Source organism: Nonomuraea solani, from assembly GCF_900108335.1.
GTDB lineage: Bacteria > Actinomycetota > Actinomycetes > Streptosporangiales > Streptosporangiaceae > Nonomuraea > Nonomuraea solani.
In genome coordinates this window covers 1-20,872 of record NZ_FNVT01000023.1, presented here as the reverse complement: position 1 = coordinate 20,872, position 20,872 = coordinate 1, and the positions used below count along the sequence as shown (strand labels likewise).

The following is a 20,872-nucleotide window of genomic DNA, read 5'->3' as shown; positions in this document are numbered from 1 at the left end:
ATATCGGAAGTTGACAGTCCGGACCCGATGAGGTTGCACCAAATAGCCGCTGGGCTTCGGTTTTTTCCGAGTTCTTTGCCCGTAACCTCGCATTCACGGGGGTCCGAGTCGAACGTGTTCAGTTCCCGCATAGAGTGTCTTGGGTGAGTGTCGCGCTCGGAACAACCCGCCCGCTACCGGTTCGCACCACCCCTGTCGGCGACCCCGGTGACCTGCTGGCATCCCTGCCCAAGACGGCACCCTACGCCTGGGTCAGGAACGGAGAGGGCCTCGTCGGCTGGGGTCAGGCCGCCCGCGTGAGCGTACCCCCGGGTCCCGGCCGGTTCGCCTGGGCCCGCCAGTGGCTGTCCACCGTCTTCGGCGACGCGCATGTCGACGACGCCGTGCGCACGCCCGGCTCCGGCCCCGTCGCCTTCGGCAGTTTCACCTTCGACGAGGACGCCCCCGGCTCGGTCCTCGTCGTCCCCCAGGCCGTGCTGGCCCGCCGCGACGGCCACGCGTGGCTCACCACGGTCGGTGAGGCGCCGCTGGAGACGTTCTCACCGATCCGCGATCCCGGCCGCATCAGCTACGGCGACGGCAGCCTGACCGCCCCCGAGTGGGAGCACGTCGTGGCCCGCGCCGCGCGGCGCATCCGCGAGGGCGAGCTGGAGAAGGTCGTCCTGGCCCGCGACCTGGTCGCCACCGCCGAGCGGCCGATCGACATCCGGCTGCTGCTGACCCGGCTGGCGAGCCGCTACCCCGAGTGCTACACGTTCTCGGTGGCGGGGCTGGTCGGCGCCACGCCCGAGCTGCTGATCCGGCGCACGGGGCAGGAGATCGAGTCGCTCGTGCTGGCCGGCACCACGCCGCGCGGCACCGGCCCGGCCGACGACCTCGCGCGGGGGGCGGCGCTGTTCGCCTCGCCGAAGGACCGGCACGAGCACGAGTGCGCGATCGCCTCGGTCCGCCAGACGCTGGCGCCGCTCTGCTCCTCGCTGACGACGCCCGACGAGCCCGAGCTGCTGGTGCTGCCCAACGTGCAACACCTGGCCAGCCACGTCAGCGGGCGGCTGGCCGACGGGGCCTCGGTGCTCGACGTGGTCGCGGCCATGCACCCGACGGCGGCCGTCGGCGGCACCCCGACGCCGAAGGCCATCCAGGTGATCCGTGAGCTGGAGGGCATGGACCGGGCCGGATACGCCGGTCCGGTGGGCTGGATCGACGCCCACGGCGACGGCGAGTGGGGCATCGCGCTGCGCTCGGGGCTGGTGGAGGGCCGCCGGGCGCGGCTGTTCGCGGGGGGCGGCATCATGGGCGACTCCGACCCGGCCGCCGAGCTGGCCGAGGCCCAGGCGAAGTTCCGGGTGATGCAGTACGCCCTGGAGGGCTGAGCGGGCACGTGCAGGTCGTCGCCCGGTCACGCAGGCACGTGCAGGGCGTCGCCCACGGTCACGCGGGCACGTGGAGGTCGTCGCCCACGGTCACGCGGGCGCGGCCGGCCGTCAGCGTGGCCACCCAGTCGGTGAACGCGGCCACCTCGTCGTCCCCCACCGCGACGGCGAAGGTGACCTCGCCCGCGTAGGCGACGTCGCGTACGGCGTGGCGGGAGGCGCGCAGGTCGTTCTCCACCCGCCCCGCCTGGTCGTGCGCCACTGCGACGAGCACCAGCTTGGCCGGCACCATCCGCACCGGCTCGGCCCGGTCGAGGGTCTCGGTCACCGCCGAGCCGTAGGCGCGCACCAGCCCGCCCGCGCCCAGCAGGGTGCCGCCGAAGTAGCGCGTCACCACCGCCACCACGTCGCTGAACCCCCGCCCGACCAGCGCCTGGACCATGGGCGTGCCCGCGGTGCCGCCCGGCTCGCCGTCGTCGTCGCCCTTCTGGATGCGCTCGCCGATGACGTACGCGGTGCAGTTGTGCGTGGCGCTCGGATGCTCGCGCCGGCGCCCGGCGATGAAGGCGGCCGCCTCCTCGACCGTGCGCGCCGGGGCCAGGGCGCAGAGGAAGCGGGAGCGCCGCGCCTCGGTCTCGTGCTCGACGACGGTGGTGAGAGTGAGGTACGGCGCAGACACATTCGACAGGGTATGCCCTCGCCGCCGGAACTCTGGGAGCTACCATCTCGTCATTCCATAAGGACCTATGGGAGGGTCACATGGACACTGCGAAAGATGTCATGCCCTACGTCACGGCGGCGATCAACGCCTACGGGGTCGGCGCACTCGCCAAGACCGGAGAGCTCGCCGCGGACACCGACGTGGCCCGCGGCTCGCGCATCCTGCAGCGCGTCTTCGGCCGCGGCGACACCGAGTCCAAGCTGGCCATCATGCGCGTGGCCGGCTCGAAGCCGGACGACGAGCCCAGCCAGACGGCGCTGCGGCTGGCGATCCTGGAGGCGTTCCAGACCGAGCCCCACCTCGCGACCGAGGTGGCCGCGATGCTGCCGCGCGAGGTGACAGGGGACGACGACGGGATGATCATCACCGGGGACCGGGTACAGCCCGCGCGCTGACCCCGGCGGGATGCACGGGAGGCCGCACCTGGCTGTGCGGGACGCACATGCGGACGGGGACCGGGCACGCATACCGTTCAGCGCATGAGCTATCGCGTCGCCATGGACATCGGCGGCACCTTCACCGACGTCGTCTGCTACGACGAGCGGTCGGGCGCCGTCACGGCCTCGAAGGCGCCCACCACTCCGGGGGACCTCGCCGACGGCGTGTTCGCCGCGCTGGGGCGGGTCGTGGACGATCCCGCCGCCATCTCGTTCTTCGTGCACGGCACCACGCAGGGACTCAACGCGCTGCTGGAGCGCAAGGGCGCCCGCGTGCTGCTGCTGGCGAGCCGGGGTGGCCGGGACGTCTACCAGATCGCCAGGGGCAACCGGGACCGCATGTTCGACCTGCGCTACCGCAAGCCCGAGCCGCTGGTGCCGCGCCAGGACGTGATGGAGGCGGGCGGCCGGCTGGACTATCGGGGACAGGAGCTCCTGCCGCTCGATGAGGAGTCGGTGCGGGCGGCGGCGCGGCGGGCGCGGGCCGAGGGGTTCGACGCGGTGGCCGTGTGCCTGCTGTTCTCGTTCGCGAACCCGGCGCACGAGGTCAGGGCGGGCGAGATCCTGCGGGCCGAGCTGGGCGACGACGTGCTGGTCGTGCTGTCGCACGAGGTGGCGCGGGAGTGGCGCGAGTACGAGCGGACGTCGTCGGCGGTGCTGGAGGCGTACACGGGGCCGGTGGTGCGCCGCTATCTGGCCGGGATCGAGCGGCGCTTCGCCGAGCGCGGGCTTGCGGTGCCGGTGCACGTGATGCAGTCGTCGGGCGGGCTGGTCAACGCCTCATACGCGATGCGCAGGCCGCTGCAGACGCTGCTGTCCGGGCCGGTCGGCGGGACGATGGGCGGGGTCGCGGCGGCGCGGCTGCTCGACCGCGAGAACGTGATCTGCGCCGACATGGGCGGGACGTCGTTCGACGTGTCGCTCGTCGTGAACGGGCGGCCCGACGTCAGCGCCGAGGCGCGCATCGAGGGCTACCCGGTGCTGATGCCGATCGTCAACCTGCACACGATCGGCGCGGGCGGCGGCTCGATCGCCTACGCCGAGGCGGGCGCGCTGCGGGTCGGGCCCGAGTCGGCCGGGGCCGTGCCGGGGCCCGCCTGTTACGGCAGGGGCGGCACCCGGGCCACCGTCACCGACGCGAACGTGGTACTCGGACGGGTGGATCCGGCGTGGTTCGCGGGCGGGCTGATGACGCTGGACACCGAAGCGGCCGGGTCCGCGGTGGCGGAGCTGGCCGGGGAGCTGGAGCTCGATCCGCTGCGGCTGGCGGAGGGGATCTGCGACGTGGCCAACGCCAAGATGGCGCAGGCGATCCGGACGCTGACCGTGGAGCACGGGGTGGAGCCTCGGGAGTTCGCGCTGGTGGCGTTCGGGGGCGCGGGGGCGATGCACGCCGCGTTCATCGCCAGGGAGCTGGGGATCTCCGAGGTGGTCGTGCCGCGGTTTCCTGGGGCGTTCTCGGCCTGGGGCATGCTGGAGGCGGATGTGCGCCGGGATCTGACGCGGCCGTACTTCCGGTCGCAGGAGGCGCTGAACGGCGCCGACATGTCACGAAATTTCGTGAACTTGGAGCGGGAGGCGCTCGACGCGCTCGCCGGGCAGGGCGTGCCGGAGGAACGACGGCGGGTGGAACATGCCGTGGACCTGCGGTACGAAGGCCAGGACTACACGCTCACCATCCCGCTGCGCGACGCGGCCGAACCGGCGGAGCCGGGGTTCCTCCAGGCCATCGCGGCCCGCTACGCCGAGGCGCACACCAGTCGTTACGGGCACGCCACGCCGGAGGCGCCGGTGGAGTTCGTGATGGTACGCAGCACGGGGTTCGGCTCGTTCCCGCGTACCGCGGCGGCGGTTCCCGGTGTGCCCGGTGCGGCGGCGCCCGACGTACGAGATGTGATCTTCGACGGCGAGGTGCACAGGACGCCGGTGCTGCGCCGCTCCGCGCTGGACGGCGAGCTGGCCGGGCCCGCGATCGTGGTCGAGGAGACCGCGACCACGGTCGTGCCGCCCGGCTGCCTGGCCATCGTCGACGACAACGGCTTCCTCATCCTGAAGGTGGACCAGTGATCGACCCCGTCACCACCGAGATCATCCGCTGCGCCCTGCTGCAGGCCGCCGAGGACATGAACACCACCCTCATCCGCAGCTCCTACACCCCGGTCATCTACGAGGCCAAGGACTGCGCGGTCGCGCTGCTCGACCGCGACCACAACGTGCTGGGCCAGTCGTCGGGGCTGCCGATCTTCCTGGGCAACCTGGAGGTGTGCACGCGCGAGACCGAGCGCCTGTACGGGCGGGAGGTGTGGCGGGAGGGCGACGTGTGGGTGCTCAACGACTCCTACATCGGCGGCACCCACCTCAACGACGTCACCGTCTACGGGCCGATCTTCGTGGACGGCGAGCTGGCCGGGTTCGCGGCGTCGCGGGCGCACTGGCTGGACGTCGGCTCCAAGGACCCGGGCGGCTCGATGGACTCCACGTCGATCTTCCAGGAGGGCCTGCGGATGGGCCCGGTCAAGGTGTACGCGGGCGGCGAGCCCTGCCGTGACCTGCACGAGGTGATCGCCCGCAACGTGCGCTTCCCGCACGCCACGCTCGGCGACATGCGGGCCCAGGTGAGCTGCGCGATGACCGGCCAGCGGCGGCTCAAGGAGATCGTCTCCCGGTGGGGCCTGGAGACCGTCATGGCGGCCCGCGACCAGATCTTCGCCCAGACCGAGCGCATGGAGCGGGCGGCCATCGCGGCCATCCCCGACGGCGTGTACGAGGCGTCGGGCCTGCTCGACAATGACGGCATCGACCTGGCCACGCCGCTGCCCGTGAAGGTGACGGTCACGGTGTCCGGCGAGTCGATGCACGTGGACCTGACCGACTGCGCCGACCAGGCGCTCGGCCCGGTGAACTGCGGCGCGGCGCAGGCGGTGGCGGCCGTGCGGGTCGGCTACAAGCTGCTGGTCTCCGGTGACGTGCCGCTGAACGGGGGCTCGTTCCGGCCGCTGTCGGTGGTCACGCGCCCCGGCTCGATGCTGGCCGCGGAGTCGCCGGCGGCCTGCCAGTACTACTACTCGCACCTGGGGCTGCTCATCGACCTGGTGGTCAGGGCGCTGGCGCCGGTACTGCCGGACAAGGCGGCCGCGGCGTCGTACGGGGACTCGATGATCGTGCAGTTCACCGGCACGGACCCGCGTACCGGCAAGCTGTACGTCTCCCAGGAGGCCACGGTCGGCGGCTGGGGCGCGTGGGAGGGCGGCGACGGCGAGACCTGCCTGATCAACAACGTCAACGGCGCACTGCGGGACATGCCGATCGAGGTGCTGGAGACGTTGTTCCCGGTGCGCGTCACCCGCTACGAGGTCCGGCCGGACACCGGCGGCGCCGGGCGGTGGCGGGGCGGGAACGGGGTGGTGCGTGAATACGAGTTCTGCGGCGACACGTCGTTGTCGCTGTGGTTCGAGCGCTCGGTCACCCCGGCGTGGGGTCTGGCGGGCGGCGAGGCGGGCGCTCCCCCGCGCGTCACGCTCAACCCGGGGACGGCCGGGGAACGGGAGATGCTCAAGATCAACGCGCTGCCGGTCAAGGCCGGGGACGTGCTGCGCTGCGAGTCGGGCGGGGGCGGCGGCTACGGCCCCGCCGCCGACCGCTCCCCCACCGCCACGGCCGCCGACCTGGCCGCAGGCATGATCACTCGCTGAGCCCGGCCCTGCCCGCTTTGGTGGCGCGTTGTCCTGGCACCGGTGCGGCGCTCTGTCCCGGCACCGGCGTGGTGCGGGGCGGGTCCATGGCGCGCCATTCGGGGCACAGGCCGGTGAGGCCGGCGGTGAGGGTGTACCGGAGTTCACGCCGAGGCGCTCGGCCAGGCGCGTCGCGGTGGACGGGCCGTGCTTGCGCAGCAGGTCCACGAGCCGCACGCGGACTTCTTCGCGAAGAACTGTTTGCGGTCGGGGAAGTGTGCGAGATCCGTGAAGAAGATCCGGATGGGCCCCGCGATCGGCCACAATGATCGCTACGGACGGGGGTTCTCGGGGCGCTGTGCCCCCGTATCGACCGTTCTGACAAGGGGAATCACATTGCGTCAATTACCAGTTCGGCTGTTCGCGGGCGGCGCCGCCCTCACCGCGGCCGTCGCCGCCGGGGCCATCTTCATGCCGCTCCAGCCCGCGTCCGCCTCCCGGGTCGAGGCCACCTGCGCCAACACGGCCGATGACGCCAAGACGCTGCAGGCCGCGATCGACTCCTCCAAGGAGGGGGACGAGGTCGTCTTCAAGGGCCCGTGCCTGATCAACGCCACGATCAGCCTGCCCGACATGCGTACCTATCGGGGTGACTCCAAGGCCGGCACGGTACTCAAGCAGGCCGACGGCGCCAATCTGCCCGCCGTACTCGCCTCCGAGGGCTGGCTCAAGAACACCGACAACAGCGGTGAGACCATCCGCGTCGAAAAACTGACGATCGACGGCAACCGCGACAACAACACCGGCACCGTCGGCCTGCTCCTGCGGTCGTGGAACACCCGCGTCTACGACCTGGACATCTACAGCACGCCGTCGGACGGCATCCGCATCAGCAACCCGTCGCAGAACGGCACCCTGCTGCGGAACACGATGGTGAACAGCATCATCAGCGACGTCTACATCGAGGCCGCCGCCGAGGCCGGGCTGCGCGTGATCGACCCGGGCAACTCGGTCACCGACTGGACGTTCCAGCGCTCCTGGATCGGCTTCAGCGGCACACACGCCATCCAGAGCGACAACGCGGCCGGGTGGACGTTCAGCGACCTGCACCTGTACGCGACGCCGAAGAACGCCATCGACGCGCACCGCTGCTTCGGCACCTCCATCCACAACAACTACATCGAGGACTTCGGCGCCGAGAGCACCGCCGACCAGACGTACTACGGCATCCGCTGCGACCTGCAGGGCGAGGCCAACACCACGATCACGGCCAACCGGATCCACAAGTTCCTGCCGCCGCCGAACGCCCTGGCCGAGCTGCGCAAGGCCCGGCAGCAGGGGTCGGCGCCGCCGGAGCGCAAGACGGCCGCGACCGGGCCGCTGCCGGAGAACGTGAACTTCGTCTACCTGGCGCTGGACGCGGTCAACTACGGCAAGGGGCACGCGGCGATCAGCGGCAACACGATCCTCGGGCACGGCACCAAGCGCGAGACCGGGCTGCTCCTGGACAAGGGCGACGGTGACGGCGAGGCGATGCGGGTGACCTCGACGGGCAACCTGATCGACGACATCGGGGTGCCGCGCAAGATCGGCAAGGGAGTCCGGGTCACCCGGGGCTACTGACGCCGGCGCCCGCTCGCCCCTTCGCGGGCGAGCGGGCTTTCTCAGCTCCCAGGAAGTACGCCGCTTTCTGGGAGTACGTCGCGCAGGAGCTGGCGGGTCCCCGGCCGGCGTTTCCACTCGCGCGGGTAGCCCAGCGAAACCTCCTCGAACCGGACACCGTCGTACCAGGTGACCCTCGGAATGTGCAGGTGCCCGTAGATCATCGCCGCCGTGCGGTAGCGCCGGTGCCAGTCTCTCGTCGCGGTGGTGCCGCACCACTGGGCGAACTGGGGGTAGCGCAGGATGTCCGTCGGCTCGCGTACGAGGGGGTAGTGGTTGACGAACACCAGCGGCACGTCGTCGTCCAGCTCCACCAGCCGGCGCTCGGTCAGCTCCACGCGGGCCCGGCACCAGGCTTCACGGGTCGGGTACGGGTCAGGGTGCAGCATGTATTCGTCGGTGCAGACCACGCCGGTGTCGTGGGCGTGGGCCAGGGCGGCGGCCTTGGTGGGGTGGCCTTCGGGCAGGAAGGTGTAGTCGTACAGGAGGAACAGCGGCACGATCCTGACCGGTCCGCCCGCGCCCTCCCATAAGGGGTAGTCGTCCTCCGGGGTGAGGACGCCCAGGTTTCGGCACATGCGCACCAGATGGTCGTAGCGGGCCACCCCGCGCAGGTCCGGTGTCTCGTTGGGCGGGCTCCACAGCTCGTGGTTGCCCGGCACCCAGACGACCCGCTCGAAACGGTCGGCCAGCAGGCCCAGCGCCCAGGCGATGTCCGCCAGCCGCTCACCGACGTCCCCCGCCACCAGCAGCCAGTCGCCGGGGGTGACCGGTTTCAGCCGGTCCACGATGTCCCTGTTCTCGGGATAGGCGACGTGCAGGTCGCTGACCGCCAGCAGTCTGCTCTCGGACACCAGGCGCCTCCTTCAGGGCTCCTACGAGCATGCCATGCGGATCTCCACCAGCGCACCAGGGGACCGTGCCTGCCGGGGCTCCGGCAGCGCATCGCCCGGCGGGCCAGCCGACCCTCCGCTCGCGCGCCCACCGACCCCTCCAACGTCGCGTCACGTGGCCGGCCTGCTCCCTCCTCTCCGGCCGCGCGGACTGACCGCACAGACGAGACCGGCTGGGGTCAGCGGCGCATTACGTGGCAGGCGAGGTGGAGGGCCAGGCGGGTGGCGGGGTCGTCCAGGTCGAAACCGGCGGATTTGATGCGTTCGAGGCGGGTGGTGATCGTGTTGCGGTGCACGCCGAGACGTTCGGCCGCCCTCAGCGCCCCGCCCTCGTCCAGGAGCGCGGCCAGCGTCTCCAGCAGCGTGCCGTCCTTGTCGACGCTCAGCAGGGGGCGCAGCACGACGGCGGCGGGGGCGCTCAGGACGCTCGCCGGCAGCGCACCGAGCAACTCGACCGGCCCCGTCCGATCGGCCCGCACCACCGCCCCCTGACCGGCCCGCCTGGATCTCCCGCCTTCATCGGTCCCGGTCCGACCGGCCGCCGCGCCCTGGCCGGCCGCTACGAAGGCCGCCGCCTCGGCGCCCAGCAGTGACTCCTCTGCCGCCGACAGATCGTTGACCGGGGCGCCGACGCCCGCGGTGGCCGGCCAGGGCATGGTGGTGAGGCAGTGTTCGAGGCGATCGGCCAGTTGGGCGGGGTCCAGGGCCGACCAACCTGCCCATCCCCCTTTGCGTGCGATCACCGGGACCGGGCCGAGGGCGGCGGTGATGAGGGTCTGGGCCGATGGGCCGTCGTCGTCCGTCCGGGCCGGTGCGTGGATCACATAGGTGGTGATGGGGCCGTGCACCGGCCAGCCCAGCGCGATCGCGGTCGCCCAGGCGCCGTCTTCAGGCGTCCCGACGTCGTCTGCGGAGGTCTCCGCCAGGTCTCCGGGGGGCGTGGCCGTCCTGGAGGATTCGGTGAGGAGGCGTTCGGCCAGGGACGCCTGCACGGTGAAGTCGCGGGAGGCGCGCAACCGCTCCCGCGCGGCCCAGGCGGTCAGTGGCGCCACCGCCAGCCCCAGCACGGTACGCACCACCGACGGCCACCCCGGCGACCGCGACGATCCGGAGGCCACCAGCGTGCCCAGCACCCTGCCCTCGTGGTCAGGCACCTCCACCACCGCCGACCACCGCCCCCCGGACCCACCAACACCCAGGCCCCGTCCGCTGCCGAAGCCCCCACCAGCGGCGTCTCCGGCCAAGGGCGCCCCGTCCGGTGTGCCACCAGCCCCAGGCCGCGCGCCGGACGCGCCGACGGTCGAGGGCCGATCGCCGGGGCCGGTCGGGGGGCGGTCGTTGGGAGGGTTGCCGGTTTGGGGTTGGTCGGGGAGGGCGTCGCGGCGGCCTGCCAAGGGGAGGCCGTGCGGGTCGAGGAAGGCGACCGAGGTGCCCGGTAGCTCCGCGTTCAGTACGCCCAGGACCCGGCGCGCCGAGGTGCCCGCGTCCGCGAGGCGGGTGGCGCAGCGGGCCACGAGCTGGGTGCGGGCCGCGTCCGGGCGGGAGGCGGCCGAGGCGACGCGGACGGCGACGATCAGGGGGTCCTCGTCGACGAAGATCAACGTGACGCCGAGCCGTTCCGCCAGCACCTCACCGGACCCCTCACTGAGCCCGCCCGACGGTGCGATCACGCACGCCGCCGCCTGTTCCCAGGCCCGGCGAACGGCCATCTCCACCGCCCATCCCCCGCTGGCCGCCGTCCCGATCAGCACCACCGCCGTGTGCGGCGCCACCGTCGCGAGGACCGACAGCTCGTCCACGATCCGCACCCCGCGTACGGGATCATCGCCGGCGCCGTACATGCGCGCCCCGGCCAGCGGCCCCGCGTTGACCAGCTCGGCCACCGTGACCGGCGCCTCCCACCCCGCCGCCCGTACCCCGCTCACAACGGGATCCCGAACGCGCGCGGCCCGCCCAGCGCCAGGCCGCGCTCCGTGTGCCACACCGGGGCGGCCTTCACCACCATGACGTCCACCTCGACGCCGGGCTCGGCCTTGTCGACGTCCACGACCATCCCGTCCCCGGCCGAGATCATGCAGATCTGGTCCGGCACCGTCGCCACCACCGCCCCGTCGGCCAGGGCCAGGACGATCTCGTTGTGCGCCTCCAGCCGTACCAGCCGCCGCAGCCCTTCGGACTCGCGCAGCACGATGCTGGACGGCAGGGACGGCAGCGCCAGGTCCGCGCCGTGCCCCGTGCTTCCCTCCACGGCCAGGATCTGCCCCCTGCACAGGGTCCGCACACCGTACGGAGCCGCCGTCGCCCGCGGCGCCCCCGGTGTCCCTGCCCTGATCAGCAGGCTCACCGTCCCCGGCACCAGCGACTTGGCCAGGTCGCGGGCCGCCATCGGATAGCACGCCGCCACCGCCCACCCGCCGACTGACAACACCACGGGACGCAGCAGCTCCTCCACCCGGCCCGCGGCGGTCTCCAGCACCACCAGCTCCCCCGCCGCCCCCGCCAGCGCCAGCGGGGCCGGGCTCATCCCGCCCAGCGTGTACGTCGTCTGCTCCACCAGCGGAAACACCCGCCCAGAACCGTCACCGTCGACCAGCGGCACCCCCAGCTCCGCCGCCGCGATGAACGGCACCAGCGCGTTCTCCGCCGCCAGGTTCAGCGCCACCACGGCCCCGGCCCGCTCCCCCAGCCTGCGCTCCAGCGCCCGTACGGCCCGCTCCGGCTCGTCCCCGCCCGGCAGTTGCTCGCCCAGCGCCGTCGTGGAGCCCACCAGGGTGACCGCCACGCAGAGCGTGCCCGGCGGCAGCTCCTCGGCCGCCACCAGCTCGACGCCCCGCCCGGCCACCGACCGGGCCCAGTCGCGCGTCAGGTTGTCGGAGGACCTGGCCGCCCCGGTGGCGAACAGCCGCGCCCCCGCCGAGAACCGGTCCAGCTCGTCCAGCCCGATCCGGTCGATCCGCTCGTTCACGCCCGCCGCCCGTCCCGTCGGCTCCCGCGACGTCCGGTCCGGGGGTTCACGCCGTGTCCCCTTCGGCCAGGACCCGCACCCGGTACAGGCCGTCCGGCAGGTACGACAGTGGGTTCACGGTCGTCTCCGCGATCCTCGCCGAGCCCGGCGCGGCTCCCGCGCTGACCACCCGGGTGAGCGCCTCGTCCCTGGCGTGCTGCAGCACCCGGTCCAGTTCCGCCCGTCCGCGCGCCTGCACGATCCGTTCCACCCGCGCCTCCGGCCGACCGAGCGCCGCACCGTAGGCCGCCGCCACCGCATCCGGCACGCCCGAACCGTCCGCATCGGAAGCGCCCCAGCCGAGCGCCGTCCGGCCCCGTGCCAGGCTTGCCGTCGCGCCCAGATCGCAGGCCAGCGGATACCGCCGGAAATAGTGCGCCGACACCAGTCCCCGCTCGGACCTGGCGAAGTACACGGGCACCCCGGGCAGTTCCCTGGCCACCTCGTCGGCGATCCGGCCCGCCTCGGGGCCGAGGGCCGCGTTGCGGATCGTGTCCGCCTCCCGTTCGCGCAGGCCGGGGTAGCCGAACTCGTACGACAACGTGATCCGCGCCCCCGGCACTTCAGAAGCCACGATCGCCGCCACGGCCAGCTCGTGCTCGGCCAGCATGGGCGACCCGGTGGCCGTCACGGCGAAGTCGGCCAGCCCGCACGTGGCCGCGAACCGCCGCACCGCCTCGGTGTCGAGAGGCGCCAGCCGCCGCCCGGTCACGCTGTGGCCGCCTCGCACGATGGTGGCCACCCCGGACCCGACGACGGGCCGCAGCGCCTCGGGGCAGGGCCCGCCGACGCGGATGGCCGCGACGGGAGCCGTACGCACTGCCGCGAGGTCCACCGCCACGCAGGCGCGCGCGGCCGTACGAGCGGCGGCACGGGCCACGGGACGGGCCGGAGCACCGTCCCCGACCGCCACCACCACCGGCGCGGGCCCTCCGAGGGCGACGCCCAGGATCACTCCAGCTCGCGCCCTTCCGTCTCCGGCAGCGGCACGGCCAGCAGCGCCGTGGCCACCATGAACGCGTTGATGATCAGCATGGTAGCCGTGAACCCGGTGGCTCCGGCCAGCAGCGCGCCCACCGCCGACGGCGCCACGGTGGTGGCCACGAGCTGCGCGGCCGTGGCCCACGAGTAGCCGGTGCCGCGCAGGGCGGTCGGGTAGAACTCGCCGTTCCAGGTGTTCCAGACGCCCCAGGCGCCCAGGCTGAAGAACGACAGCGTGAAGTTGCCCAGGTAGAGCCCGGTCATCGAGTCGGCGGTGGCGAACCAGAGCCCGCCGAGCACGGCCGCGACGACGTACACGAGGAAGACCTTCTTGCGCCCGAACCGGCCGGTCAGGAGCGAGGCGCTGACGTATCCGGGGATCATCATCAGGGCGCTGAGCGCGGCGAAGCCGAGCGAGGCGGACAGCGTCAGGCCCCTGGCCTGCAGCAGGGTGGGCAGCCACGTCTGCAGCCCCCAGTAGCCCCAGTTGAAGACGAAGTTCAGCAGCAGCATGAGCACGGTGATGCGGGAGAGGCCGCCGCGGAACAGGTCGAGCGGCCGCCCGGCCCGCTGCCGCGCCACCGTGAACGTGGCGCCGGCGTCCGGGCTGCCCAGTGAGCGCAGCACGGCGCGCGCCTCCTCCTGCCGGTCGCGGGAGGCCAGCCAGTACGGCGACTCCGGCACCCACGCCCTGATCGCGAACGCCCACAGCCCCGCCACCGCGCTGGCGATCACCACCACGTGCCAGCCCAGGTCGCCCAGCGCCACGGACGCGCCGATCGCCGCCAGCATGCCGATGGGCCACCCGATCGACAGGTAGACCGCCGCCCGGCCGCGGTGCTTGGTCGGCAGCAGTTCGAGGAAGTACGGGAACGTGATCGTGTAGACGCCCGCGAGCGCCAGCCCCGAGGCCACCCGCAGCGTCACCAGCACCGCCATGGAGGGCGCGAACGCCGAGGCGAACGCGATCACCCCGTACGCCAGCAGCGACCAGAACGCGACCGGCTTGCGCCCGATCCGGTCGGCCACCGGCCCCCACACCAGCACACCGGGGATCATGCCGAAGGCGACCGCCGACAGCACGACGCCGATCCCCGTCTCCCCGATCCCGAGCCGGGTGCCGAGGTCGCCGGAGACGTAGACGAGGGCGAGCTGCTCCCACGACTCGATGACGAAGGCGACGAAGAGCGCGAGCGCGATGAGCACGTGCCGGCGGGTGAACGGCATCCGGTCGAACGCCGCCCCGATGGGCATCGTTCTCGAGTCGACGGCGGTCATGGAAGGCTCCTCGAAGGGGGGCGGCAGATGGCCGCACGATAGGACGCCCCTTGAGCGGCGCGCCTGTGCGGCCCGCCCTGGCCGGGCCCCGTGACCTGTGCGGACCGCCCGCCCGTGCCTTTACGGACGGGCAGGGCCCGCGGCCGGTAATAACGGTCCCAGGGGCCTGCCAGGCCATGCGACCTCCATGGTAGGAGTTCCTGCCCTCCCTTCCACCACACTGACCTGGGGATTCGTCAAATGTGGGGCAAGCTCACTCGCGTTCGAGCTCGTGGGAGAGCTGCTCCAGCTCCGCGCCGCCGGCCATGAGCGCGGTCAGCTCCTGGGGGGTGATGTCGGATTTGGCGTAGTCGCCGAGGGTGGTGCCCCGGTTGAGCAGCAGGAACCGGTCCCCCACCGGGTAGGCGTGGTGGGGGTTGTGGGTGATGAAGACGACGCCGAGCCCCCGGTCGCGGGCGCGGGCGATGTAGCGCAGCACCACGCCGGCCTGCTTGACGCCGAGCGCCGAGGTGGGCTCGTCGAGGATGAGGACGCGGGCGCCGAAGTAGACGGCCCTGGCGATGGCGACGGACTGGCGTTCGCCGCCGGAGAGCGTACCGACCGGCTGGTCCACGTCGCGGATGTCGATGCCCATGGCGCGCAGCTCCTCGCGGGCCACCCGCCGGGCCTTGGCCACGTCGAAGGACAGGCCCTTGCGGGGCTCGGAGCCGAGGAAGAAGTTCCGCCAGACGGACATCAGCGGGATCATCGCCAGGTCCTGGTAGACGGTGGCGATGCCGCGGTCGAGCGCGTCACGCGGGCTCGACAGGCGCACCTCCCGGCCGTCCACCAGGTACGCGCCCGCGTCGTGCTGGTGGATCCCCGACAGGATCTTGATGAGCGTGGACTTGCCGGCCCCGTTGTCGCCGAGCACGCAGGTGACCTGACCGGCCGCCACGCCCATCGACACCTCGCGCAGCGCCAGCACCGAGCCGAACGTCTTGCCGATGCCGCGGGTCTCCAGGATCAATGCTTCACCTCTTCCGCGTACCGCCTGACCAGGCGGTTGGCCAGTGTCGCCAGCAGCAGCATCCCGCCCAGGAAGAACTTGAACCAGTCGGCGTCCCAGCCCAGGAAGACGATGCCCTTGTCGGCCATGCCGAAGATCACCGCGCCGATGGCGGCTCCGATGGCGGAGCCGTACCCGCCGGTGAGCAGGCAGCCGCCGATGACGGCGGCGATGATGTAGATGAACTCCTGGCCGATGCCGATGTTGGCCTGGACGGAGGTGTAGCGCAGGGCCAGGATCGAGCCGACCAGCCAGGCGGCGAAGGCCGTCGTCATGAACAGCGCGATCTTCGTACGGGCGGCGGGCACGCCCACCGCCCGCGCGGCCTGCTCGTTGCCGCCGACCGCGAAGATCCAGTTGCCCGCCCTGGAGCGCATCAGCACCCAGGTGGCGACGGCGGTCACCAGGATCCACCACAGGATCGCCACCCGGAACGAGCTGCCGCCGATCTGGATCGTCCCCGCGAAGATCGCGTTGGCGGTCTCGAACCCCTCGGCCCTGCGCAGGCCGCTGACCTGCACGGTTCCGGTGATGGCCTTGGTGACGCCGAGGTTGAGCCCTTGAAGCATGAGGAACGTGCCCAGCGTGACGATGAAGCTGGGCAGCCGCGTCCGGGTGACGACCAGCCCGTTGGCGAACCCGACGGCCAGCGCGACCACCAGCCCGGCCGCCATCGCCAGCCACACGCTGAGCCCGAAGCGGGTGGCCAGGGTGACGAGGATCAGCCCGCTGGTCCCGGTCAGCACGCCCGCCGACAGATCGAACTCGCCGCCGATCATCAGCAGCGCGACCGCGACCGCCATGATGCCGAGCGTGGCGGCCGGGTCGAGCCAGTTCGCGATGCCGTCCATCGACCGGAACACCGGCGACTGGGAGGCGAAGAACGCGAACACCACCACGAGCCCGACGACCGCGCCGAGCTCCGGCCTGATGAGCAGGCGCCGCGCCAGCCCGACGTCGGCGACCCGTTCATCGGCCGCTGCGGTCGTCATCGGGTGCCGGCCTCGGCCAGCTTGGCCACCTGCGCGGCGTTGTCCTTGGTCACGAATCCGGGACCGGTGTTGACCGGCAGCCCGCCGCCGACGGTGTTGAGGTTGGCCTTGTACAGGTTGAGGAACGTGATCGGCAGGTAGCCCTGCAGATACTGCTGCTGGTCCACGGCGAACAGCACCTCGCCGTCGTTGATGGCGGTCACCACGTCGCCCGACAGGTCGAACGTGGCCAGCTTCGACTGCGAGCCCGCGTCCTTGATCGCGTCCCTGGCGGCGATCGCGATGGCCGGGTTGAGCGCCAGCACGCCGTTGACCTGCTTGTCGGACTGGAGCTTCGCGGTGACCTTGGAGGTGACGTCGGCCAGGTTGCTGACGTCCACCTGCAGCCGCTCGACGGCGCCGCCCAGCGTCTGCTCGGCGCCCTTGCAGCGCTGGTCGAGGCCGACGTTGCCGGCCTCGTGGATGACGCACAGCAACTTGGTGACGCCGGCCGCCTTGAGCTGCTCGCCCGCCCCGCGCCCGGCCACGTCCTCCGACTGGCCGACGTGCGTGATGGCGCCGAACGCCTTGGAGGAGTCGGCCCCGGAGTTGATCGTCACGACCGGGATCTTCGCGGCGACGGCCTTGCCGATGGCCTCCTTCAGCGCGTCGGGGTTGGCCATGGAGACCACGATGCCGTCCACCTTCTCGGAGACGGCCTGGTCGATGAGCTGCGACTGCTTGGCGGGGTCGCCGTCGCCCTGGTAGGCCACCTGCGCGCCGTACTGCTTGCCCGCGGCCTCGGCGCCGTTCTTGACCACGTCCCAGAAGGAGTCGCCGGGCGCACCGTGGGTGATGACGGAGAAACGGGCGCCGCTCCCCGCGGCCGGCGCGGCGGACGAGGCGGCGGGTGGTGCGCTCTGCGCGCTCTGCCCACCCGAGGAGCAGCCGGTGACGGCCAGCGCGCCCAGCAGTGCCAGCACGATCGGGGTACGTCTCATAGGACACCTCCAAGACCAACGGGCTTGGCCTGGTTCTACCCCAATGTCATCTGTTTGTATAGACATGCTGACCTATGCCCGGCACGTTCACCCATCGTTCAGTCCGGACGAGGATCGTGAGGAGATGCCCGTGCGTGCCTTCTTATCCACTGTCCTGCTGCTTGTCACCCCCTTCGCCCCGGATTCCGGCGTCGCGACCGTCACGGCCGCCGCCGAGACGCCGCCCCTGTACGACGACGACGCGGGCGGCCGCGCCAACGGCGACGACCCGGCGATCTGGGTCCACCCCGCGAAACCCGGCAGGAGCGTCGTGATCACCACGGCGAAAGAAGGCGGCCTGTACGCCTACTCCCTGTCCGGCGCCCAGCTCCAGCACCTGCCCGCCCAGCCGCCGCCCGGCCAGGACCACGAGCCGGGACGGCTCAACAACGTCGATCTCGTCCACGGCTTCCGCCTGTCCACCGGCGCCAGGGTGGACCTCGCGGTCGCCTCCGACCGGGGGCGCGACCAGCTCCGCGTGTACGCCATCGACCCCGCCAAGGCCGCCGCCGGGCAACCCCCGCTGACCGACGTCACCGACCCCGCCGTGCCGTTCGTCTTCAACGCCACCCAGGAAGAGGTGGACGAGGCGCAGACCGCGTACGGAGTGGCCGTCAGCGGCACCCGTGTGGTGGTCAGCCGCCGCCACCGGACCACGGTCGGCCTGCTCCAGCTCGCCGCCGCCCCCGGCGGCAAGGTCACCTACCGGCGCGTCCGCACCCTCGACCTGCCCGCGACCTTCCCCCTCCCCGACGGCACCACCTGGACCCCGTGCGCGGAGCCCGGCGAGCTGCCGCAGGTCGAGGGCATGGTCGTGGACCGCGCCCGCGGTGTGCTGTACGCGGCGCAGGAGGACGTCGGCATCTGGCGCCTGCGCGCGGACCTGACCGGCCGGCCGGTGCTGATGGACAAGGTGCGGGAGTACGGCAGGCAGGACACCTACGACCCCGCCACGGAGGAGTGCCTGCCCGGCCAGGACCGCGGCTACGGCGGCCGGCACCTGTCGGCCGACGCCGAGGGCCTGACGATCTACGAGGACGGGGACGACGGCTATCTGCTGGCCTCCAGCCAGGGCGACGACACCTTCGCCGCCTATGACCGCGACGACAACGAGCACGTGGCCCAGTTCCGGGTCGGCCCCGGCTCCCGCGTGGACGGGGCCGAGGTGAGCGACGGCGCGATGGTCACCAGCGCCTCCCTCGGCCGCGCCTTCCCCAAGGGCCTGCTGGTCGTGCACGACGGCGCCGAGACTCCGGGGGACGGCGACCGCGAGGTGACCAACTTCAAGTTCGTGGACTGGCGGCTGGTGGCGGAGGTGCTCGACTGCACCTGACCTGCGGATACAACGCTGCCTGGCCGCGGAAACGGGCATACCCCGCTCTCCGCAGCCTAGCCCTCTTGACCTGGGACGATTCGCAGGCTGCCCTGCGTTCTGGCAATTCATCGGCGAATTGGGAGACCGAAGGGAGACCGCGAGTTTCGCACCCTTTACAGCAGTCGCGACGTGGGGATCCCCGGCCCGGCCTGGGCCACTCTCATACCGTCGTGCTGCGTGGCACCAACGCGGCGCTAGCCTCGGCTGCCGCCCACGCCACCTCCGGCAAGACCGTCGTATACAGGTCGGCCGTGATCGACACAGTGGAGTGCCGAAGCATCGCCGAAGTGGTCTTCATGTCGTTCCCAGCTGCCAGCGACAAGGTGGCAGCACCATGACGGAGATCATGCAAGCGGGTCGGCGGCAGGCCTGCCTGAAACGTCAGTCGCTCGAAGTGCGTGCTCACCCAATCGGGCGTCAGATCACGGCCGTCCTCCTTGGTGAAGATGCGGCCCGTGTCGGTCCAGGCAGGACCCCATACCAGCCGTTCCTCGTCCTGCCGCGCCCGATGCGCGCGCAGAACCGCCGCTGTCGCCTGGTCCAGTGCGACTGTTCCGTTCGAGTAATGCGTCTTGGTGGCTCCTTCCTTGACCGCTCGTCCGACTTTGGTGAGTTGCTTAACGGTGGCCAGCAGATTCTCGTCCAGGTCCGCATCAATCCAGCGCACCCCACAGGCTTCGCCACGACGTAGACCGCAGAACGCGATCAAGTGATACAAGGCATACAGCCGATCTGCCATCGCATGATCAAGAAACGCTCCGAGCTGAACGGGCGTCCATACCATGACCGGCGATGGGCGTGGCGTCCCCAGCCAGACCTCGAAGCTCCCTTGTGCCCTTCTCGGCCGCTTCTGACCAGCCCGCTTGGCGGCCAGCCGTCGTTCGTACTCGCCGTTGAACGCCTCCACCCGTGAGGGCGTCCACACCAGGCCCCTGACTTTCTCTCCTGGAGCAAGTTTCACCAGCTTGGCGGCGTTGAACGAGACAAGGTGCTCCCGCTCGGCGGAAGCCAGCACCGTCCGGATCGTCGCCCGCACTTGCTGTTTGGTCACCGGACCTGTGGGGTGCTTCCCACGCACCGATGCCTGGACCTCGGGATCATCGGAGACACGTGCGGCGAGCAATGCCTCGTTCTTCCGGTCTATCTCGGTAAAGACCTGCTCGACCACGGGCACAAACAACCGGTCCAACCGCACACCGGACAGAACCTCCCGAATATGCGTCCGCCAATTGGACAAATAGCTGATGAGCGTGCTCTCGCGAATATCCTTGAGCCGGCGCCGCCGCTCCACCCAGTACTCCCAGTATTCCCCAAGCGTGATCGACTGGAGCGGTTGCCCGACGTTGTGCTTCCGATGGAGTTCCTCGTAATCGGGCAGCGGCGCCTGTTGCTTGTTCGCTGCCTTGATCATGGCGCGGATCTCCATCCGCGCCTCGTGCCCTTCCGGGCCGGCTTCGGGGATACCAAGGAGACGCAGGCCCTTCTCGAAGAAGGCGATCAGCTCCGTTTCGGTCTTAAAGCCGCCCAATCGCAGGTCTACGCGCTTCCCGTCAGCCCCTTTGGGCAGCTCTTCCTTTCCATACCAGGTGCCATGGTTGGGATTCCACGCGCCACCCTTCCGGCGCAGTTTGGGACACTTGGCGCCTAGCTCGCGACCATCGGCATCGCGACACTTGCATCTCTTGTAGCCGTTGCCAGCCGCCATTTATGACTCACCTCAGTCCCATGTCGCGATAGATGCCACCAATCCTTTTGGCAGCTGCGTAGTCCTCTGGCGTCGCTCCCAGTTGCGCGGCCAAATCCTCTTGCTCCCCCTTGGTCTCGTTGCCCCTCCAACGGAGCCCGATCCGAGCTGCCAGAGCTTCGAGGTAGTCCAGTCGGTCCCGAGGCTCACGATCGATGATCCGCTGGAGTCGGACATCGATCTCGGCTACGACGTCATCCGTGGGGCAAGCCTCGCCGCGTTCGTAGGAGTCGATGACCGGGATGACCACGTCGAGCATCCCGGCGCGTACCAAGACCTCTGCGTTGCCCTGCACCAGCTCGGACACCGCTCGTACCTGGCTGTCCGGGATCCTCCTGCCGAACAGGTCACGCAGGCGAAGAACGGAAGGTGTCAAGTCAAATGCGACAGGGAGTGGGCTGGTCTGATCGCTAGGCGGCTTCTTCCGGCTGGTTGATATAGGCGACCTGCGGGATCTTGGGGAGCCGGGGCGTGCGGGTGAACCGGTGGGGGTTGGCCGAGCGGAAGCGTTCGATGGTTTCGGCCCGCTTGTCCTGGATGGCGTGGGCGATGCCCATGTGCACGGTGAACGGGGTGTGCAGCCCGACTCCCGCGTGATAGTGCTCGTGGTTGTAGTAGCCGAAAAACCGCTGGCAGAAGGCTCGGGCGTCAGCCAGAGAGGCGAACCGGCCGGG

Annotated in this window: 18 protein-coding genes; 6 read left to right on the top strand and 12 right to left on the bottom strand. The window is 71.3% G+C overall.

Annotation, left to right across the window (positions count from 1 at the left end; all coding sequences use genetic code 11):
* Positions 1 to 143 precede the first annotated feature (143 nt).
* Positions 144 to 1,373 carry an isochorismate synthase gene (locus C4V41_RS49510; protein WP_103963043.1) on the top strand — a complete coding sequence of 410 codons (1,230 nt, stop codon included), beginning with the start codon at positions 144 to 146 and terminating at the stop codon, positions 1,371 to 1,373.
* A 58-nt stretch (positions 1,374 to 1,431) separates the two neighbouring features.
* On the opposite strand, the gene C4V41_RS49505 is transcribed toward C4V41_RS49510, so the two are convergent.
* Complete coding sequence (locus C4V41_RS49505; protein WP_103963042.1) at positions 1,432 to 2,052, bottom strand: YigZ family protein; 621 nt, start codon at positions 2,050 to 2,052, stop codon at positions 1,432 to 1,434.
* An 80-nt stretch (positions 2,053 to 2,132) separates the two neighbouring features.
* On the opposite strand from C4V41_RS49505, the gene C4V41_RS49500 reads away from it, so the two are divergent.
* The 4 genes from C4V41_RS49500 to C4V41_RS49480 all read left to right on the top strand — a co-directional run bounded on the left by C4V41_RS49500 (position 2,133) and on the right by C4V41_RS49480 (position 7,825).
* Positions 2,133 to 2,489: a hypothetical protein gene (locus C4V41_RS49500; protein ID WP_146104089.1), complete on the top strand. Its 357-nt coding sequence runs from the start codon at positions 2,133 to 2,135 to the stop codon at positions 2,487 to 2,489.
* 84 nt (positions 2,490 to 2,573) lie between these two features.
* Positions 2,574 to 4,598 (top strand): hydantoinase/oxoprolinase family protein, encoded by a 2,025-nt coding sequence (locus C4V41_RS49495; RefSeq protein WP_103963040.1) that lies wholly within the window; start codon positions 2,574 to 2,576, stop codon positions 4,596 to 4,598.
* Positions 4,595 to 6,223, top strand: a complete 1,629-nt coding sequence (locus C4V41_RS49490; protein ID WP_103963039.1) for a hydantoinase B/oxoprolinase family protein — start codon at positions 4,595 to 4,597, stop codon at positions 6,221 to 6,223. The genes C4V41_RS49495 and C4V41_RS49490 overlap by 4 nt, the downstream gene beginning before the upstream one ends.
* A gap of 375 nt (positions 6,224 to 6,598) precedes the next feature.
* Positions 6,599 to 7,825, top strand: coding sequence for a pectate lyase family protein (locus C4V41_RS49480; RefSeq protein ID WP_103963038.1), 1,227 nt, complete (start codon positions 6,599 to 6,601; stop codon positions 7,823 to 7,825).
* Between the two features lie 41 nt (positions 7,826 to 7,866).
* On the opposite strand, the gene C4V41_RS49475 is transcribed toward C4V41_RS49480, so the two are convergent.
* The 8 genes from C4V41_RS49475 to C4V41_RS49440 all read right to left on the bottom strand — a co-directional run bounded on the left by C4V41_RS49475 (position 7,867) and on the right by C4V41_RS49440 (position 17,040).
* Entirely contained in the window at positions 7,867 to 8,718 is an 852-nt protein-coding gene (locus C4V41_RS49475) for a metallophosphoesterase family protein (protein WP_200824774.1), read from the bottom strand.
* 218 nt (positions 8,719 to 8,936) lie between these two features.
* Positions 8,937 to 10,682: a helix-turn-helix domain-containing protein gene (locus C4V41_RS49470; RefSeq protein WP_103963036.1), complete on the bottom strand. Its 1,746-nt coding sequence runs from the start codon at positions 10,680 to 10,682 to the stop codon at positions 8,937 to 8,939.
* On the bottom strand, positions 10,679 to 11,722 hold the full coding sequence (locus tag C4V41_RS49465; RefSeq protein ID WP_103963035.1) for a DUF917 domain-containing protein: 1,044 nt from the start codon (positions 11,720 to 11,722) through the stop codon (positions 10,679 to 10,681). The genes C4V41_RS49470 and C4V41_RS49465 overlap by 4 nt, the downstream gene beginning before the upstream one ends.
* Positions 11,723 to 11,768: 46 nt before the next feature.
* The gene (locus tag C4V41_RS49460) at positions 11,769 to 12,716 is read right to left on the bottom strand and encodes a hypothetical protein (protein ID WP_103963034.1); all 948 of its coding nucleotides are present in this window, start codon (positions 12,714 to 12,716) and stop codon (positions 11,769 to 11,771) included.
* Positions 12,713 to 14,020: an MFS transporter gene (locus tag C4V41_RS49455; protein ID WP_103963033.1), complete on the bottom strand. Its 1,308-nt coding sequence runs from the start codon at positions 14,018 to 14,020 to the stop codon at positions 12,713 to 12,715. The genes C4V41_RS49460 and C4V41_RS49455 overlap by 4 nt, the downstream gene beginning before the upstream one ends.
* A gap of 253 nt (positions 14,021 to 14,273) precedes the next feature.
* On the bottom strand, positions 14,274 to 15,029 hold the full coding sequence (locus tag C4V41_RS49450; RefSeq protein WP_103963032.1) for an ATP-binding cassette domain-containing protein: 756 nt from the start codon (positions 15,027 to 15,029) through the stop codon (positions 14,274 to 14,276).
* Positions 15,026 to 16,060 carry an ABC transporter permease gene (locus C4V41_RS49445; RefSeq protein WP_103963031.1) on the bottom strand — a complete coding sequence of 345 codons (1,035 nt, stop codon included), beginning with the start codon at positions 16,058 to 16,060 and terminating at the stop codon, positions 15,026 to 15,028. The genes C4V41_RS49450 and C4V41_RS49445 overlap by 4 nt, the downstream gene beginning before the upstream one ends.
* Positions 16,057 to 17,040: a sugar ABC transporter substrate-binding protein gene (locus C4V41_RS49440; RefSeq protein WP_103963030.1), complete on the bottom strand. Its 984-nt coding sequence runs from the start codon at positions 17,038 to 17,040 to the stop codon at positions 16,057 to 16,059. Before C4V41_RS49440 ends, C4V41_RS49445 begins: the two co-directional genes overlap by 4 nt.
* A 124-nt stretch (positions 17,041 to 17,164) precedes the next feature.
* On the opposite strand from C4V41_RS49440, the gene C4V41_RS49435 reads away from it, so the two are divergent.
* Positions 17,165 to 18,412: a phytase gene (locus C4V41_RS49435; RefSeq protein WP_103963029.1), complete on the top strand. Its 1,248-nt coding sequence runs from the start codon at positions 17,165 to 17,167 to the stop codon at positions 18,410 to 18,412.
* 202 nt (positions 18,413 to 18,614) lie between these two features.
* Here the strand turns inward: C4V41_RS49435 and C4V41_RS49430 are convergent, their stop codons facing one another.
* The 3 genes from C4V41_RS49430 to C4V41_RS62440 form a co-directional block, all read right to left on the bottom strand.
* On the bottom strand, positions 18,615 to 20,159 hold the full coding sequence (locus C4V41_RS49430; RefSeq protein WP_103963028.1) for a tyrosine-type recombinase/integrase: 1,545 nt from the start codon (positions 20,157 to 20,159) through the stop codon (positions 18,615 to 18,617).
* A gap of 7 nt (positions 20,160 to 20,166) precedes the next feature.
* Positions 20,167 to 20,505, bottom strand: coding sequence for a hypothetical protein (locus C4V41_RS49425; RefSeq protein WP_103963027.1), 339 nt, complete (start codon positions 20,503 to 20,505; stop codon positions 20,167 to 20,169).
* 103 nt (positions 20,506 to 20,608) lie between these two features.
* Positions 20,609 to 20,872: transposase (locus C4V41_RS62440; protein WP_235030478.1), on the bottom strand; the 264-nt coding region annotated here is incomplete at its 5' end.

Bases quoted from the DNA above. Each gene is read 5' to 3' on its own strand.
- C4V41_RS49500 (WP_146104089.1), top strand. From the start codon at position 2,133: ATGGACACTGCGAAAGATGTCATGCCCTACGTCACGGCGGCGATCAAC.
- C4V41_RS49495 (WP_103963040.1), top strand. From the start codon at position 2,574: ATGAGCTATCGCGTCGCCATGGACATCGGCGGCACCTTCACCGACGTC.
- C4V41_RS49455 (WP_103963033.1), bottom strand. From the start codon at position 14,020: ATGACCGCCGTCGACTCGAGAACGATGCCCATCGGGGCGGCGTTCGAC.
- C4V41_RS49445 (WP_103963031.1), bottom strand. From the start codon at position 16,060: ATGACGACCGCAGCGGCCGATGAACGGGTCGCCGACGTCGGGCTGGCG.
- C4V41_RS49440 (WP_103963030.1), bottom strand. From the start codon at position 17,040: ATGAGACGTACCCCGATCGTGCTGGCACTGCTGGGCGCGCTGGCCGTC.
- C4V41_RS49435 (WP_103963029.1), top strand. From the start codon at position 17,165: ATGCCCGTGCGTGCCTTCTTATCCACTGTCCTGCTGCTTGTCACCCCC.
- C4V41_RS49430 (WP_103963028.1), bottom strand. From the start codon at position 20,159: ATGGCGGCTGGCAACGGCTACAAGAGATGCAAGTGTCGCGATGCCGAT.